Genomic DNA, 17,082 nt, shown 5'->3' on the forward strand with positions numbered 1-17,082 from the left:
TCGTCTTCGGAGAAGCCTCCGGGGGACTTCCCCGCCGACCTCGAAGATCGACTACAGGAGCAGGCCGTGCGCGAGTTCAGCGTTCCCGTGATGGTGGAGGTCCCCGACACCGCCACCCTGACCGATGCGCCCTTCAGCCGGGCGGCGGAGGATCCCGGCACGATCGTGGCGCGCCGCAAGAACGGCGACGCCTGGAGCGCCGTCACCGCGGCCGAGTTCGCGGCCGAGGTGGCCGCCGTCGCCAAGGGCCTCATCGCCGCCGGGATCGAGTCCGGCGACCGGGTGTGCCTGCTGTCGCGGACCCGCTACGAATGGACCGTTCTCGACTACGCGATCTGGACCGCCGGCGCGGTCTCGGTCCCCATCTACGAGACGTCCTCCCCCGAGCAGATCGAGTGGATCGTCGGCGACTCCGCCGCGAAGGCCGTGTTCGCCGAGACGGACGAGCACACGGCCTCGGTCGAGGAGGTCCGGGAACGGCTCCCCGGCCTCGCGCACGTCTGGGGCATCGACGCGGGCGGCGTCGACCAGGTCCGCAAGCTCGGCGCCGACACCGGCGACGACGTCGTCGAGGAGCGCCGCCGGTCCCGCGCCGCCGCCGACATCGCCACGCTCGTCTACACCTCCGGCACCACCGGGCGCCCCAAGGGCTGCGAGATCACCCACGGGAACCTGGTGGCGACGTCCCGCAACGCCGTCCAGGGCGCGATCGCCGAGGTCGCCGTCGAGGGCAGCTCCACGCTGCTGTTCCTGCCGCTGGCGCACGTGTTCGCCCGGCTGATCCAGGTCGCCACGATCGAGGGCGGCATCGTCCTCGGGCACAGCGACATCGCGAACCTGCTGCCCGACCTCGCCTCCTTCCAGCCGACCTTCCTGCTGGCCGTACCGCGCGTCTTCGAGAAGGTCTACAACGGCGCCGAGCAGAAGGCCGCGGCCGACGGCAAGGGCAAGATCTTCAAGGCGGCCGCCGAGACCGCGATCGCCTACAGCCGGGCGTTGGACGACGGCCGGCCGGGCCTCGGCCTCAAGGCGAAGCACAAGGTCTTCGACGTGCTGGTGTACGGCAAGCTGCGCGCGGCGGTCGGCGGCAAGGTGCAGTACGCGGTGTCCGGCGGGGCCGCGCTCGGCGAGCGCCTCGGGCACTTCTTCCGCGGCGTCGGCATCACGATCCTGGAGGGCTACGGCCTCACCGAGACGACCGCCCCCGCCAGCGTCAACCGCCCCACCGCCATCAAGATCGGCACCGTGGGGCAGCCGATCCCGGGCGTGGACGTCCGCATCGCCGAGGACGGCGAGGTCCTCGTCCGCGGCATCAACATCCTGCGCGGCTACTGGAACAACGAGGCCGCCACCAAGGAGGCCCTGGAGGACGGCTGGCTCCACACCGGCGACCTCGGCTCCCTCGACGACGACGGGTTCCTGCGGATCACCGGCCGGAAGAAGGAGATCCTCGTCACCGCGGCGGGCAAGAACGTCGCGCCCGCCCCGCTGGAGGACAGGCTCCGCGCGCACCCGCTGATCAGCCAGTGCCTGGTCGTCGGCGACGGCCGCAAGTTCATCAGCGCCCTCGTCACGCTGGACGAGGAGGCGCTCGGCCCGTGGAAGGCCCGGCACGGCAAGGCCGAGACGATGACGGTGGACGAGCTGCGCCGCGACCCCGACGTCATCGCCGAGATCGAGGCCGCGGTCGACGAGGCCAACAAGTCGGTCAGCCACGCCGAGGCGATCAAGAGGCACGTCATCCTCGGCGTCGACTTCACCGAGGAGGCCGGCCACATGACGCCGAGCCTGAAGGTCAAGCGCAACGTCGTGATGAAGGACTTCGCCGACGAGATCGAGGCGCTCTACACCACCTGACCGGGGGCCCGTCCCCCTGGTGGGTCAGCGCAGCGCGGTGACGGCGTCCGCGATCGGGGTGCCGCCGTTGAGGAGGTCGAGCGTGCGGCGGCGGACGTCACGGGCGTCGAGAAGCGCGACGATGACCGCCGCGACGTCGCCGCGGGTGACCGCGTCGTGCCCGATGGGCGGCTCGGCGAGGGTCACCATGCCGGTGGGCGGGTCGTCGGTGAGGCGGCCCGGCCGGAGGATCAGCCAGTCGAGGGCGTCCCGGCGGCGCAGGTCGTCCTCCGCCTCGCCCTTGGCCCTGATGTAGGCCTCCCACACCTCGCCGCGGCCCGGCGGGGGCGGCTCGCCCGCGCCCATCGCGGAGATCTGCACGAAGCCGCGGACGCCCGCGCGCTCCGCCGCGTCCGCCGTCAGCACCGCCGCGGCCCGGTCGACGGTGTCCTTGCGCGCCGCGCCGCTGCCGGGCCCCGCCCCGGCGGCGAACACGACCGCGTCCGCCCCGGTCAGATGGCCGGCGACCTCGCCGGCGTCCGCCGACTCCAGGTCGCACTCCACCGGCTCGGCGCCGGTGTCCCGCACGTCGCCCGCGTGGCCGGGATTGCGGATCAGGCTCAGCACGGTGTCCCCCCGCGCGGCCAGCAGCCGCGACAGCCGCAGTGCGATCTTCCCGTGCCCGCCCGCGATCACGATGTCCATGCGGCGATCGTACGGACCCGGCGGCCCGAAGTCGCGGCGGCACACGCGAGCGCGGCCGGTGAGGCGCCGCCGAAGGTCGAAGACGGCATCCCCACCGGCCGCGCGTCCGGGTCGCCCCGGGGCGGTCCGGATCACCCGGACGTCCGGTGGATCAGTAGTGATGCTTGGTCCGGGTCCCGTTCTCGTTGCCCTGGCCCTGGCCGTCACCCTGGTCGCCCTGACCATTGCCCTGGCCCTGGCCCTGGCCGTCGCCCTGGTCACCCTGACCATTGCCCTGGCCCTGGCCCTGGCCGTCGCCCTGGTCACCCTGACCATTGCCCTGGCCCTGGCCCTGGCCGTCGCCCTGGTCGCCCTGACCATTGCCCGGCTGGCCGTTGATGGTGTTGACCACCTGCTGCATCAGCTCTTCACCCATCACGTTGATGAAGTCGCCGTGGTCGGTCACCGGGTCGTGGCCTGATTCGGGGAAGCTGTCCAGCGCGAACGCCAGCGGCTCCGCCGGCACGTCGTAGGTCAGCGTCATCCGCAGCTGCGGCACGGCCTGCGTGCCCTCCGGGCAGGCGCCCGTCCGCTCGTCGGGGAAGGCGACGTGGTCGCGGTGGTTGGCGCTGTCGGTGTTCTCCCCGTCCCAGCAGCTCGCGAAGTTCAGCACGCGCGTGACCAGGCTGCCCTCGGGGCAGAGGGGGTACTTGTCGGTGAACGCCTGCTCCTCGAAGCCGGTGCAGGTCCACTGCGCCTTCGCGTTCTGCAGGCCGTTCGTGATGGCCTTGGCGTCACCGGTGGCCATCCGGAGGAACTGCGGCATCGCGGTCACCTGGCTGCGCGGGTTGCCCAGGAACTCCAGGCGCGCCGCCGCCGGCTCGACGATGCTGCCGATGTTGCCGTCGATCTTGTTCTGCTCGGCCCGCTCGGAGGCGTCCTCGCCCGCACGGAGCCGCAGCACCGGCCAGTAGTAGGCCGACTTGTCGCCGTTCTCGCAGGTCGTCCCCGCCGCGGCGAGGGTCTCGTCGGTCGAGAAGGCGTCGGTGTCGAGGTTGCCGACATAGTCGTGGATGTGGTGGGCGCCGTTCACGACGCCGGGCGCCGCGACCACGTTGTCGGGGTTGCTGTGCGCCTGCCCCTCGTTCGTGCCGCAGTCGACGCTGAACACGCCGGTGGACGCCTGCCCGGAGTTGCGCGGCTGCCGCACGCGCGGCGCCTGCTGGATCGGGACGAACTGGTCCGCCCTCAGCTCCGGGATCTCGACTTCCTGGTCGTCGCCCTGGCCCTGGCCGTCACCTTGGTCGTTGCCCTGGCCCTGGTCGTTGCCCTGACCGTCGCCCTGGTCATTGCCCTGGCCCTGGTCATTGCCCTGGCCCTGATCGTTGCCCTGGCCCTGGTCATTGCCCTGACCGTCACCTTGGTCGTTGCCCTGGCCCTGGCCGTCGCCCTGGTCGTTGCCCTGGCCCTGGCCGTCGCCCTGGTCGTTGCCCTGGCCCTGGCCGTCACCTTGGTCGTTGCCCTGGCCGTCGCCTGGCTGGCCGTCACCGTCACCCGGGTCCTGCTGACCGCCGCCGGGCTGCTGACCGCCGCCGGGCTGCTGGCCGCCGCCGTTCGGGTAGCCGGTCGGTGCTCCTGTGGGGGCGCCCGGGTTGTCGACATCGTTGAGATTCCCGCCGCCTTCGAGGTCGGAGCCGTCCGCGGCGGCCGGCGTGCTGGCGCCGGGTTGCGGGGCCGCGGTCCCACCGGGCGTCGTCTGACAAGCCGATGCGACAAGGGCGAGCGCCGGAATCATCACGGCGAAGGCTTTTTTCTTGCTTCCCATGGAAAGGTACTCCCTTTTGCGGGGTGGGATGTACGTCATTTCAGGGCACGCCTGGGTACCAGGCCCGTGCTCTCCAGCAGCGAGATGTGCGTGTTGACGAACTTCATGGAGCGTTCTGCGAACGCACGGACCTCGGTGTTCTCGGACTGTGCCCGCACCTTGGCGATGACGACGAAGACCGCCCCGTGCGCGGCGCGCAGCCGGTGCACCCAGATCTTGTCGTAATCAGCGCCGAATTTGCCCGACATCTCTCTCAGCCAGGCCTTCTGGCTCCCGTTGGGCTCGTTGGGCAGGAGCACGCCGAGCCGCTCCGCGGTCGCGCGGGCGTCCGCGTCCAGCTGCACGTGCTGCTGCCAGATGATCTCGGCGACCTCCCTCACCCGAGGGTTGGTGGCACGCTGCTGTGCCTGCTGACCTGCGGGAATCTCCCACAGGCCGGCTTGCCGCACCGCGACGAGCAGCTTTCTGTCCAGAGTGCTCAGACGTCCCCAGCGAGTGTTCACGGTGCCACCGAGGTTCGCCGCGCCGCTGGCGGGAACGCCGACCGGGTTCATGACGACCACGAAGGCGGCCCCCACGGCCGCCACGGCCGCCAGAATCAGCAGTGTGCGGCCCAGGCGAAGGCGTGACAGCCTGCGCATTTCAGCGATTCCGTAAGATTTCCTCAAGGGAACTTCTTCCTCCTTCCGGGAATCTCTCGACGGACCCGGCGCGGGTTCTGTGGGAGGTACGCACCACGCCGGGCATGGGGTTCAAGAGCATTCATCTGTTTTCCTTCTTGCGCACGCCCGAAATGGCCGCCGGGCCGGCCGTCAACGTCTGGACGGGATGTCGGGGACGCCGTCGACGACACGCAGCGCCAATGCGGGGCACATCGCGACCGCCTTCTGCACGTCCTTTTCCATCCAGGAGGGAATGTCGGTGCCGAGCACCACCGGGAAGCCGTACCGGTCGAGCTGGATCAGCTCGGGGACGATGTAGGCGCACAGGCCGTGCCCGTCGCAGCGGCTCCAGTCGATCGCCACCCGGCCCTCCGAGCCGTCGGGCACCGGCAGCGGCAGGACCCCGTAGGTCGACAGGCCGCAGCCGCCGCCCCACCGGTGGGCGTCGATGTCGGCGGCGAACGCCTCCATCGCCGAAAGGACGAACCTGGCCGTCCCGTCCGGATGGGTGCAGGCGCCCCGGCCCCGGCCGACCCCGGCGGCGCGGCGGACGTCCTCCACCGTCCCCGCCCCCTCGGTGAGGGAGTTGAGGGACCGCACGACGTCGGGCAGCCCGAGCCGGCACGGCCCGCACTGCCCGGCCGACTGCGCGGCCAGGTAGGAGGCGATCCGGGTGATCTCGCCGAGCGGGCAGGTGCCCTGGCTGAGCGGCAGGATGATCCCGGCGCCCACCGTCCCGCCGACCCGGCGCATCCCGGCGCGCGACAGCACGGCCCGCGAGACCGCGGCCGAGCCGAGCCACATCCCGTGGTAGCCGCCGACGAGCACGCCCGGGGACGGCGGCACCTGGCCGTGGTCGAGGACGGCCTGCAGGGGCGTGCCGAGCGGCACCTCCACGACCTGGGTACCGCCGATGGTGAGCAGCGTGGTGCCCGGCTCGTCCTCCGTGCCGGCCGACGCGTACAGGTCGGGGCCGAGGGAGACGAGCACGGCGAGCTGCGCGAACGTCTCGGTGTTGGACAGCAGCGTCGGGTAGCCGTCGACGCCGGAGTCGGACGCGCGGACCTTGACGCCCGGCGGGATGGGCGTCTCCCCGTTGATCGCCTGGACGACCGCGCCGCTCTCCCCGGAGATGAACCGGTCGGTCAGCCGGACGACCCGCGCGGGCATCCGCCGCTCGCTGATCGCGGCGCGGACCGAGCGCGCGGCCTCGTCGTCCTCGACGGCCACGACGATCCGCTGGGTGCCGAGCGCGGACGCCGCGATCTGGGCGCCGTCGAGGACGAGGTGCGGCGCCCGGCCGAGCAGGACCTTGTCCTTGGCACTGCCGGGCTCCCCCTCGGCCGCGTTCACGACGATGACGACGTCCTCGCTGGAGCCGCGCTCATTGCCCTTCTCGCCGGGCAGCAGCGCGGTCTGGTCGGCGGTCGGGTAGTTCACCCGCGCCGCCACGGCCATCAGCTTGCGGGCGAACGGGAAGCCCGCGCCGCCCCGTCCCCTCAGGTCGACCTGCTCGCACATGCGGACGATGTCGTCCAGTTCCGGCGCGCGGAGCCTGCCGTGCACGGCCAGGTGCCGGTCGAGGTCGAGCCGGTCGAACCGGTCGAACCCGAGCGTCAGCCGGGGACCGCCGATGCCGGAGACGGTGACGGTCGATGTCATCGGTAGACCTCGGTGTCATTTCCGCCGCCGTACACGGGCATGCCGCGCGGGTCCTGGACGGTGCCGCGCGGGTCGTCGAGGCCGTCCAGGAGATCGGCCTCCCTGGCGCGGGCCGCCGCGGCGGCGCGGGCCTCCTCGTGCTCCATCGCCGCCATCGCACGCCGGTCGCGGCGGCGTCCGGCGCCGTCCGGCCTGGAGAACGGGTCGATCTCGTCGCCGGCCCGGTTCAGCTCCCGCGGCTTGACCACCACGATCAGGCGGGTCATCAGGGCGAGCACGACCAGCACCACGCTCATGACGTAGGAGAGGACGACCCAGTTCGCCGCGGCCCGCCCGGTGATCAGTCCGTGCACGATCGCGAACGGCCAGGCGACGTAGGCGAGGGCGTGGACCGACCGCCACACCCACGCCTTGCCGCGGAGCGCGAACCGCGACCGCAGCATCCCGGTGACGATGATGACGAGCATCAGGTCGAACGCGACCGTGCCGAGGCCGACCGCCCCGCCCGTCGGGACGATGATGTTGATGGGCAGCGCGAGGCCGGCCATCACCTTCACCGACACGTGCGCGAACAGCATCGCCACCGCCACGATCGAGGAGGCGCGGTGCAGGGCCTGCGCGAGCACCCGGTGCCGGATCTTCAGGATCAGGCGATCGGTGGCCAGCAGGCCGCTCATCACCGCGATGGTCAGCGCCACGAGGGCGAAGACGCCGGCGAAGAAGTTGAGGAAGTACTGCACGTTCGCGACCGCGACGGCGCCCTGCGGGGTCGCCGCGCCGACGAGCACGAGCACCGCGCCGACGAGCACGAGGCGCAGCGCCCAGGTGGGGACCATGGGATCATCACTGTTGCGAATTCGCACCGCTCGGACTCCTCTTCTGGGTTGCGCCCTCCGCCGGAGCGGGGGACGATCCTGCGCCGTCCTCCGACGCGGCGCCGGGGGACGGCGGTGACGACGGAGAGTCGTCCGCCTGCGGGGCCAGGCCGAGGTTGGCCATCAGCCCGCCGGGAAGCACCTGGAGAACACCGCGTTCGGCGAAGCCGAGGAGGGGGTTGGCCCGCTCCCGGAACGTCCAGCCGCCGATCTGCGCGCCGTCGAGCGGGATCTGCCCGCCGCCGCGGCGCAGCCCGAACCCGACCTCGGCGCGCGGTGAGGCCGCGCCGCCGCAGGGGCGTTCGGTACCGGTGCGGCCGAGCGGGGCGCCCTGCTCGACGACGCCGCCGTCGCGTACCCGCGGCACGCCGCGGAGCCGGTAGTAGGTGGTGGCGACGCCGCTCCGGTGGATCAGCATGACCATCGCGTTGCCCGCGTCGGCGCAGAAGCGGTAGAGGCGGCCGTCGCCGGCCGCGAGGACACGGCCGTCGCCGCCGGAGAACGCCAGCGAGCCCAGCGGGCGGGGGGAGCCGTCCGACGTCGTCATCGACCAGACCTCGCCGGTCTTCCACGGCAGCATCAGGCCGTCGCCGGCCCGCGAGCCGTTGACGAGGGCGGTGGCCTGCGCGGCGGTGACCGCCCCGTACCGGCGCAGGGCGCGCACCTCCGCCGCCGGCATGACGTCCGCGGGGACGGCGCCGAGCAGCGCGTTGAACTCGGTCCCGCCGGAGAGCCCGACCTGCCACTCCTCGCCCGTCCACCGCGCCGCGTAGAACGCCACTTCGGGCGTCGCGGCGCTGCCGGTGGGGACGGGGAGCGCGGTGGTGCCGAGCACCCAGCTCTTGTCGGCGCTCGTCCGGATCGTGTCCACGATCGGCCGGCCCGCCGGCGCCGCGCCGTAGGCCTGCCGGGCGGCCGCACCGCGCTCGTCGATGGTCAGCTCGCGCACCTGCCCGGCGAGCACCCCGAGGTTCGGCGGGGACGGCGCCGCGGGCGCTCCGCTCTGGCCGGGCTGCTGCGGCTGCCCGGGCCGCGGCTGCTGTGCCGGGTCGCCGCCGGGCTTCGGCGGCGTGATCGCGCGCTGCGAGCCGGCGGGGTCGGACGTGCCGCCGATGGGCCCGCCCTCCAGCAGCGCCCGCTCGGCGATGCCCAGCAGCGACAGCCCGACGGCGGTGGACAGCACGATCGCGCCGATGCTCATCCGGTCGGCCGGGCGCCGCCCGCGCCGCGGCTTGGCCTTCGGCCCGGGCCGCGGCGTCGCCGGGCGCCGCGCCTGCGGGCCGGCAGGCTGCCGAGACCGGGGGGGCCGCTGCTGGGGACGTTCCGCTGCGCGCTGCTGCGAACGTGACCGCTCGGCGCGCCGTGTCCGCCCGCCGCGCGGCTGGAACTCGCGAGACCGGTCCCGGCCCGGCCCGAAACCCTCCGTCCGGGCGTCGAACCGTTCCGTCCGGGCGTCGAACTGACGGGTCCGCGCATCGGGCGGGTCTTCCCGGGGACCGAACTGCCGGCCCCGGGCATCGGACTGGCCGGTGCGCGCGTCGAACTGACGGGTCCGCGCATCAGGCGGGTCTTCCCGGGGACCGAACTGCCGGCCCCGGGCATCGGACTGGCCGGTGCGCGCGTCGAACTGACGGGTCCGCGCATCGGGCGGGTCGTTGCGGGGGCCGAACTGCCCCGTCCGGGCGTCGGGCCGGCCGTTCCGCGCGTCGAACTGACGGGTCCGCCCGCCGGACCGGCGGGTACCCGGCTCGTCGCGGTCGTCCCGGTCCTTGGGTGGCCTGTTCCGCTCGCCGAACTGGTCCTCGGTGCGGCGGCGGGACCGCTTGGCGCGGGCCTCGTGCCGCTTCATCTCGCGCCGGCTCGGCCCGCGGCGGGACGATCGCCGCCCCCGCTCGGTGCCGTCCGGCTGCTCCGACCACCAGGACCCTTCGGGCCACTGCGGCCGCGGCTGCGGCTCGTCGGACCACGTCCCCCGAGGGGGCTCAGGTCTCGACGAGGGACGCGCGGGCGTCTCGGCCCACGGTGAAGCATGCGTGTTGTTCCGGGACGCATGCCCGATATCGCGTCGCGCCATGCCCTCTCCTGTGGAGGAGACGGAGGGCTCGGCGAACGCCGGTCGGCTCCGGACCGCCCGGCTCATCACCCGGCGGCCTTCCCGCTGAGACATCGGGGATCGCGGTGCGGGAGCCCGCTCGCTCCCACCGCGTTCCCCGAACGGATTCTTGACGAACCCGCTCGATCACTCCGGGAGCATACGCCCCATGAGTCACTCAGTTGCGCGTTGGTGCCAAAAAATCCGTACGGGCCCTATCCCGCGGCCCTTCTGCTCTCCCCTGGAGTACGCGCGGACGCCGCGGCGCGTTCAGGCCGGGGCCCACCTTTTCCGGACGTCCGCCGCGACGCCGGGCGGCCCCAGGGCACCGGTCAGCCGGCGGCCTTCAGGAAGCGGGCGGCGAGCGGCGCCGCGACCTTCGGCCCCGAGCCCCCGGCCTCGACGAAGACCGAGAAGGCGAGATCGTCGCGGTATCCGATGAACCACGCGTGCGACCCGCCGCCGAACTCGGCCGTGCCCGTCTTGCCCGCCGTCCCGGGCGGCAGTCCCGCGCCCGCGGCGGTGCCGCCCGTGACGACGGCCCGCATCAGCGCGCCGAGCGCGGAGGTACCGGGCACCCGGCGGGGTTCCGGCGTCGCTCCCCCGCCCTCGCGGATCAGCTTCGGGGCCAGCAGCCGCGGCGCCCGCCACGAGCCGTCCGCAACGGCCGCGGCGGCCGACGCCATCAGCAGCCGCCGCGCCGAGCCGCTCGGCCGCGAGACGCGCGAACGTGGTGTTGCAGGACGCGGCGAACGCGTCCCGCAGCGTCGTCCGGCCGAGCGCGTGGTCCTCGTCGTTGTGGATCGTGCGCTGCGCGGTGACCACCGAGGCGGGGCAGTCGACGCCGGTCCCGGCGCCGGCCCGTCCGCGATCAGCGCGCCCGCGGTCATCACCTTGAACGTCGAGCCGGGCGGGTAGAGGCCGGCGAACGCGCCGGTCCAGCGTCGTGCGGATCTTCTCGCCGTTCTCCACCCCGAACAGCTTCACACGCCGCGGCGGCCCGCCGTCGTCGCGCAGACCCGCGCATCTCGTCCAGGTCCCCCTCGCTCCAGGCCGCGAAGTACCCGGCTGCGATCTCCTCGGGACCGCCGCCCCGCCGGTTCCGCAGTGCCCAGCCCGCCGTGAGCCCCGCCACCAGGACGGCCGCCAGGACTCCCGCCGGCACCGCAAGGCCCTTCGATCGCACGCGACCTCCTCCGCCCGCCAGAGGATGATCATCTCAATGTCCGGTAGTGCCGTACATGCTGAAGAACGCGAACTTTCTGGCCGAATGTGGTGAGGCTTAGCGATGACTGATCCGCCCCTTAAGCGCGCTTTAACGGTGATGCCGGAACGGCGGGCGGTCCCTACCTTCGGAAATGTCCACGACCGCGGACACATGCGGCAGGAGGTGCCCCGGATGAATCGATCACCGCGACAGGGATCGTCCCAGGGGGCGCCCACCCCTCCTGCCCGTCCGCGGACGGGCACCGTCGCGGGGCCGGGCCCCACGGTGCCGGATGCCGGGGTCGTGCCCCGCCCTCCCGTCCACGCGAACTCGATCCGGCCCGCGGGCCGGCCCGAACGGCGCGCCCGTCTCCAGGTATTCCCCCACGAGGGCGCCGGGCCGGCCACGCCGGATCACCACCCAACCCCACCTCGGCAGGGGTGTTCGCGTGGAACTGGTCTCCGGAGGCGGAGCACGGCCCCAACCGGACGCCGGTCCCGGGAAAGGACCCCGCCTACGGCGCGGGGGCGGGGTCCTCTCCCGGGCGCCGGTCCGGTCAGCGCGTCCAGGGAAGGCGGACGGCCTCCAGGCCCGGGTCGGTCAGGACGGCGTCGATGAGCGCGGTGGGGCCGACGACCTTCGTCCCCCACAGGTCCCAGTCGCAGTAGACGACCCAGGAGCGGTCCTCCGCCCACAGGTCGGACGGGCAGCTGGACGTCGCCGGATGGTCGTACAGCGCGGCCGCGTCGCCCAGCCGTCCCGCGAAGACCGTCTCGTCGTCCCAGTCCGCGGTGACGAGCGGGCAGTAGTACGCCAGGCAGCGGGTAGCCGAGCCGGACGGGCTGTGCCGCAGCAGCACCCCGACCAGCCGGTGCCAGCTCTCCCGGTCGAGACAGCCCTCCGCGGGCGGCTGGATGGCCGCCGACCAGCTCCCGGCGTGGTGCCCCTGCCGCAGGCAGCGGTTGCCCGGCAGCTCCCCCTCCGGGACGGCCTGCTCGCCGAAGCCGCGCGCGAGCTCCCTCCAGCGCAGCCTCCGCCATCCCGCGCCCGGATCGCCGCTGCGGCCGAGGCCGGTGCCGGTGACGATCGCGCCCTCCAGCAGGTCGCCCACATCGCCGGGCACGTCACCGGCCGAATCGGTCAGGCCCGCCGCCGCCACGGACTGGTGGACATCGTCGTGGGTCGTGGTGACCAGCCCCTCCTCCCACGCGTACATCGCGTGCAGGAGCCAGACGGAGTCGGGGCGGCGCGGAGGCTCGAACCCCGAATAGCAGTGGTCGGGATCCAGATCGTGCAGCCACCGGGCGGCCTCCCCGGGAACGCGGGCCCATGCGTCCTCGATGTCCATAGCGGCATCCTGCCATCTCAGGACGCGAGCAGGCCGCCGAGGCGGGCGGCCTGGATCTCCCAGCGCCACTCGCGCTCCACCCAGGTGCGGCCCTTCTCGCCCATCGCGCGTGCACGGCCGCGGTCCGTGAGAAGCCCGGTGAGCGCCTCGGCGACGCGGGCGACCGAACGGCCGGGCACGACGACCCCCGTCTCGCCGTCCAGCACGGCGTCGGGCGCGCCGCCGGAATCGCCCGCCACCACCGGCAGCCCCGCCGCCGACGCCTCCAGATAGACGATGCCGAGCCCTTCCACGTCCAGGCCGCGGCGGCGGGTCCGGCACGGCATCGCGAACACGTCTCCCGCGTCGTAGTGGGCGGGCAACTCCTCCCACGGGACGCCGCCAGCGAACACGACGGAACCGCCCACCCCGAGCGACGCGGCGAGGCGCTCCAGATCGGCCCGGTACGGGCCGCCGCCGACGAGCAGCAGCACGGCGTCCGGCACCGACCGCAGGACGTGCCGCCAGGCGTGGATGAGGGCGTCCTGCCCCTTGCGCGGCACCAGCCGGGAGACGCAGACCACCACGGGACGGTCCGCCAGGCGATGCCGTGCCCGGATCTCCTCGCCGCCGGCGCCCGCGCGGAAGACCTTCTCGTCGACACCGGGCGCGAGCCGCGCCATCCGGGCCGCGGCGTCCGGCGACAGCGCCCGCGCCATCCGGGACCGCGTGTACTCGCCCAGGTAGGTCAGCACGTCCACGTCGTCCCCGATGCGCCCGAGAAGGCTCCGCGCCACCGGCAGCGACGCCCAGCCCGCCTCGTGCCCGTGGGTCATGCCGACGAGCCGCCCGGCGCCGCGCCGCCGCAGCGCCGGGGCCAGCAGGCCGAGCGGCGCCGCCGCGCCGAACACCACCGAGTCGCAGCCCTCCGCACGCAGCACGTCTCCGGCCCGGCGCAGCACGCCCGGCTCCGGCAGCATCAGCGAACCCGGATGCCGGACGACCGGGAACGGCTGCGCAGCGTCGAACTCCGCGGCGCCCTTCCAGGCCGGGGCGTAGACGACCACCGAGCCGGGCGGGCGCCGCACCGCGAGACCGTGCACGAACGCCTGGATGCCGCCCGGACGGGGCGGGAAGTCATTGGTGACGAACAGCGTCTTGGTCATCGCCGGCCAGCATACGGATCGGGCGGGCACGGGAAGGGCCCGGCACCGCCGTGACGGTGCCGGGCCCCTCGGAGGACGGGGCGGCGGATCAGCGCTTGACCTGCTCCGACCCCTCGCCGCTCTCGATCGCCTCGTGCCCGCCGTGCTCGTGCTCCTCGACCGGAACGTCGTCGAAGGTCCACGCGCGGTTCAGCCGCGAGCGCAGGTGCCCGATCGGGCCCTTGGCGGCGGGAATGCCCTGGGCGTCCCGCTCGGGCGCCTCGGGCCGGGCGTTCTCCTTGGACAGCAGGACGGCCCTCTCCTCCTCGCGCGCCGGCTCGTGCCGCTCGGAGAACTTGCCGTCCGGCGACATGAGGATCACGCCGCTCTCCACGCCGTGCCCGACGATGCCGGCGTCCTTGCGCTGCAGGCCGAGGCAGATCCGCTTGGTGATGATGAACGCCAGGACCGGGCCGACGAAGAAGGTGACCCGGAAGAACCAGGTCGTCGCGAACAGGGAGATGTGGAACCGCTCGGCGAGGATGTCGTTCGCGCCGCCGAGCCACAGCAGCCCGTAGAACGTCACCGCGGCCATCCCGGTCGCCGTGCGGACCGGGGCGTTGCGCGGCCGGTCGTTGACATGGTGCTGCCGCTTGTCGCCGGTCACCCACGCCTCGACGAACGGCCACAGCGCCGCGCCGGTCATGATGATGCCGAGCGGCACCAGCGCCGGGATCAGCACGTTCAGGCTGACCGTGTGGCCCCAGGCGGTGATCTCCCAGCCGGGCATGATCCGCAACGCGCCTTCGAGGAAGCCCATGTACCAGTCCGGCTGGGAGCCGGACGAGATGGCGCCGGGATCGTACGGGCCGTACAGCCAGACCGGGTTGATCTGCACGAACGCGCCGAACAGGGCCGTGACGCCGAAGGTGAACAGGAAGTAGGCGCCCGTCTTGGCCATGAACACCGGGTAGAACGGGTAGCCGTACACCTGCTTCTCGGTCTGGTGCTTGACCGGCATCGCGGTGTGCTTCTGATGCCACATGATCATCATGTGCGCGGTGATCAGGCCGAGCAGCAGCCCCGGGATCAGCAGGATGTGCAGCATGTACAGCCGCGGAATGATGTCCTGGCCGGGGAACTCTCCGCCGAACAGGAACATGTAGATGTAGGTCCCGACGACGGGGATCGACTCCGCCACGCCCTGGGTGATCCGCAGTCCGGTGCCGGAGAGCAGGTCGTCCGGCAGCGAATAGCCGAACAGGCCCTCCAGGATGCCGAGTGTGAACATGCCGAGGCCGATGAGCCAGTTCAGCTCGCGCGGCTTGCGGTAGGCGCCCGTGAAGAACACCCGCAGCATGTGCGCCAGGATCGACGCCATGAACAGGATCGCGGCCCAGTGGTGGATCTGCCGCATCAGCAGGCCGCCGCGGACGTCGAAGCTGATGTGCAGCGTCGAGGCGTACGCCTCGGACATCGTCACGCCCTGCAGGTTCGTGTACGAACCGTCGTACACGACCTCCACCATGCTCGGCTTGAACCAGAGCGTCAGGAACGTCCCGGTCAGCAGCAGGATGACGAAGGAGTACAGGGCGATCTCGCCCAGCATGAACGACCAGTGGTCCGGAAAGACCTTCTTGACGTTCCGCCTGAAGAAGGTGGTGGACCCGAGGCGTTCGTCGATGAAGCCGAGCGTGCCCTCGACGGCCTTCGGAGCCGTGGTGTCGCTCATCCGCGCTCCCAGAAGCTCGGTCCGACGGGCTCGTGATAGTCGCTCGTCGCGATGAGGTACCCGTCCTCCACGCCCAGCGGCAGCTGCGGCAGCGGCCGCGCCGCGGGACCGAAGATGACCTTCGCCGCGTCCGTGGCGTCGAACGTGGACTGGTGGCACGGGCACAGGATGTGGTGCGTGGTCTGCTCGTACAGGGCCGCGGGGCAGCCGACGTGCGTGCAGACCTTCGAGTACGCCACGACCCCGTTGACGTGCCAGTTGCCGCGGCCCTCGGCGGGCTTGAACAGGGCCTCCGGGACGTTGATCAGGATCGTGACCGCCTTGGCGACCTCCGTCAGCACCTGGTCGTGGGGAACGTGCTCCTCAAGACCCTCGGGCAGGACGGTGATCATGCTGCCGGGCTCGGCGAAGTCGCTGACCCGCAGCGGCTTGTGGGTGCCGTCCACCACCAGGCGGACGCCCTGCTTGCCCTCGCTCTTCGCCCGCTCGACGGCGTCGGCCCAGTAGGTGGTGCGGAGCTTCTTCTCCGGCAGCGGGCCGAGGTCGCGCAGCAGCACCAGCGGGGCCAGGCCGAGCGGCGCGGCGGCCAGCAGCAGCGTGCGGCGCAGCAGCGGCCGCTTGGTGATGCCGCTGTCCTCGGCGCCCTCCAGGAAGTCACTGGCGAAGGCGGCCCGGCTCTCCTCGTCGGAGGCCAGCTCGTGACGCTCCTGGACGATCGGCTTGCTGGTCATCAGCCGCCGCACCCAGATGGTCACGCCGATGGCCATCGCGAGGAACGCCACCGCCATCGTCCCGCCGAGCCAGAAGTTGGACTCGCGGGCGTCCAGGACGCCGTGCATGCCGCCGTCGCGGCCGCTCCAGCCGATGAAGTACGCGATGAACGTCACGCTGGCGGCGAACGCGAGCAGGAAGAACCCCGCGACGATCCGCTCGGCCCGCTTGGCCGACGCCTCGTCGAGCTGCTCCCCCACGCCCGCGGGCGCCGAGATGTCGTCCTCGGCGAGGAGGGCCTTCTCCCTCGCCGGGGACGGCGTGCCGATCACGCGCTCGCGCCGGCCGCCCTCCTCGCGCGGGTCCGTCGAGCCCGCGGTCTCCTTGTTGTCGTCGCTCATGACTTCTTCAGCTTCTTCGGCTTCTTCGCGGTGATCCACATGGCGGCCAGCACGAGCAGCCCGAGCCCGACCAGCCAGCCGGCCAGGCCCTCGCTCACCGGGCCGATCCGGCCGAGGCCGTTACCGCCCGGGTTCGGCTCGTTGCGCACATCGACCAGGTAGGCGATGATCGCCCGCTTGTCCTCCGGCGTGAGCGTGGTGTCGTTGAACACCGGCATCGCCTGCGGCCCGGTCAGCATCGCCTCGTACATCTGGGTGGGCGTGACGTCCCCCGTCAGCGGGGGCGCGTACTTGCCGCCGGTCAGCGCGCCGCCCTGGCCGGTGAAGTTGTGGCACTGGGCGCAGTTGGTGCGGAACAGCTTGCCGCCGAGCGCGACGTCACCGCCCTCGGGGTCGACGGCCGAAGCCGACGGAACCTCCGGGCCGCCGCCCAGCGACTGGATGTAGGCGCGCAGGTCGGCGACGTTCTTCTGCGCCTGGGCGACCTGCTCCTCGGCGTGCCGCCGCTTCTCCGGTTCCTCGTAGTCGGTCTTGATCGAGGTGTTGAAGGCGGGGATCGGCTCCTTGCGCGGCACCTGCGCGCCGGGGTTCATCGCGGGCATGCGGCCCGTGGTGACCTGGAAGTCGACGGAGGCCGCGCCCACGCCGATCAGGCTGGGCGCGATCGGGTTGCCATCGGCGTCCTCGGTGCCCTGGGCGTTCTGCCCGTGGCAGCTCGCGCAGTTCTTGTTGAACAGCGCCTGGCCGTTCTTCAGATCCTGCGCGGCCTGGGCGCTGCTCTGCGCCTCGGCGCGGTCGGTCTTCGGCGAGAAGCCGGCGTAGATGACGCCGATCGCCGCCAGGGCCGCCAGCACGACGGCGTAGCCAGCCCACGGGCGCCGTCGCCATGCGGTGATCCTTTTCACGGAAATCCCCGTTCGGGT

General features: G+C 72.7%; 13 protein-coding genes. 1 reads left to right on the forward strand and 12 read right to left on the reverse strand.

Features of this window, described 5'->3' with window-relative positions; all coding sequences use genetic code 11:
- Positions 1-66: 66 nt before the first annotated feature.
- Positions 67-1,857: an AMP-dependent synthetase/ligase gene (locus ACTWPP_RS18145; RefSeq protein ID WP_443105442.1), complete on the forward strand. Its 1,791-nt coding sequence runs from the start codon at positions 67-69 to the stop codon at positions 1,855-1,857.
- Positions 1,858-1,881: 24 nt separating this feature from the next.
- Here ACTWPP_RS18145 and ACTWPP_RS18150 read toward each other — a convergent pair whose 3' ends face one another.
- From ACTWPP_RS18150 to qcrC, 12 genes are all read right to left on the reverse strand, one after another.
- Positions 1,882-2,541 carry an NAD(P)-binding oxidoreductase gene (locus tag ACTWPP_RS18150; RefSeq protein WP_443105443.1) on the reverse strand — a complete coding sequence of 220 codons (660 nt, stop codon included), beginning with the start codon at positions 2,539-2,541 and terminating at the stop codon, positions 1,882-1,884.
- A gap of 151 nt (positions 2,542-2,692) precedes the next feature.
- Entirely contained in the window at positions 2,693-4,345 is a 1,653-nt protein-coding gene (locus ACTWPP_RS18155) for a DUF1996 domain-containing protein (RefSeq protein ID WP_443105444.1), read from the reverse strand.
- A 35-nt stretch (positions 4,346-4,380) separates the two neighbouring features.
- Positions 4,381-4,986, reverse strand: coding sequence for a DUF4142 domain-containing protein (locus ACTWPP_RS18160; protein ID WP_443105445.1), 606 nt, complete (start codon positions 4,984-4,986; stop codon positions 4,381-4,383).
- 171 nt (positions 4,987-5,157) lie between these two features.
- The gene (locus ACTWPP_RS18165) at positions 5,158-6,669 is read right to left on the reverse strand and encodes a ferredoxin (protein WP_443105446.1); all 1,512 of its coding nucleotides are present in this window, start codon (positions 6,667-6,669) and stop codon (positions 5,158-5,160) included.
- Complete coding sequence (locus tag ACTWPP_RS18170; RefSeq protein ID WP_443105447.1) at positions 6,666-7,505, reverse strand: hypothetical protein; 840 nt, start codon at positions 7,503-7,505, stop codon at positions 6,666-6,668. Before ACTWPP_RS18170 ends, ACTWPP_RS18165 begins: the two co-directional genes overlap by 4 nt.
- 7 nt (positions 7,506-7,512) lie before the next feature.
- Complete coding sequence (locus tag ACTWPP_RS18175) at positions 7,513-9,618, reverse strand: hypothetical protein (protein WP_443105448.1); 2,106 nt, start codon at positions 9,616-9,618, stop codon at positions 7,513-7,515.
- Positions 9,619-9,968: 350 nt separating this feature from the next.
- Positions 9,969-10,322: a penicillin-binding transpeptidase domain-containing protein gene (locus tag ACTWPP_RS18180; RefSeq protein WP_443105449.1), complete on the reverse strand. Its 354-nt coding sequence runs from the start codon at positions 10,320-10,322 to the stop codon at positions 9,969-9,971.
- A gap of 1,077 nt (positions 10,323-11,399) precedes the next feature.
- Positions 11,400-12,191, reverse strand: coding sequence for a hypothetical protein (locus ACTWPP_RS18185; protein ID WP_443105450.1), 792 nt, complete (start codon positions 12,189-12,191; stop codon positions 11,400-11,402).
- A gap of 17 nt (positions 12,192-12,208) precedes the next feature.
- Positions 12,209-13,336 carry a glycosyltransferase family 4 protein gene (locus tag ACTWPP_RS18190; protein WP_443105451.1) on the reverse strand — a complete coding sequence of 376 codons (1,128 nt, stop codon included), beginning with the start codon at positions 13,334-13,336 and terminating at the stop codon, positions 12,209-12,211.
- An 88-nt stretch (positions 13,337-13,424) separates the two neighbouring features.
- A complete protein-coding gene (gene qcrB / locus ACTWPP_RS18195) occupies positions 13,425-15,047 on the reverse strand; it encodes a cytochrome bc1 complex cytochrome b subunit (RefSeq protein ID WP_443105452.1) in 1,623 nt (540 codons plus the stop codon).
- The gene (qcrA, locus tag ACTWPP_RS18200) at positions 15,044-16,159 is read right to left on the reverse strand and encodes a cytochrome bc1 complex Rieske iron-sulfur subunit (protein WP_443105453.1); all 1,116 of its coding nucleotides are present in this window, start codon (positions 16,157-16,159) and stop codon (positions 15,044-15,046) included. The genes qcrB and qcrA overlap by 4 nt, the downstream gene beginning before the upstream one ends.
- Complete coding sequence (qcrC, locus tag ACTWPP_RS18205) at positions 16,156-17,064, reverse strand: cytochrome bc1 complex diheme cytochrome c subunit (protein ID WP_443105454.1); 909 nt, start codon at positions 17,062-17,064, stop codon at positions 16,156-16,158. The genes qcrA and qcrC overlap by 4 nt, the downstream gene beginning before the upstream one ends.
- Positions 17,065-17,082: the final 18 nt, after the last annotated feature.

Source organism: Actinomadura sp. 3N407 (assembly GCF_052245875.1).
In the GTDB taxonomy this organism is placed as follows: domain Bacteria; phylum Actinomycetota; class Actinomycetes; order Streptosporangiales; family Streptosporangiaceae; genus Spirillospora.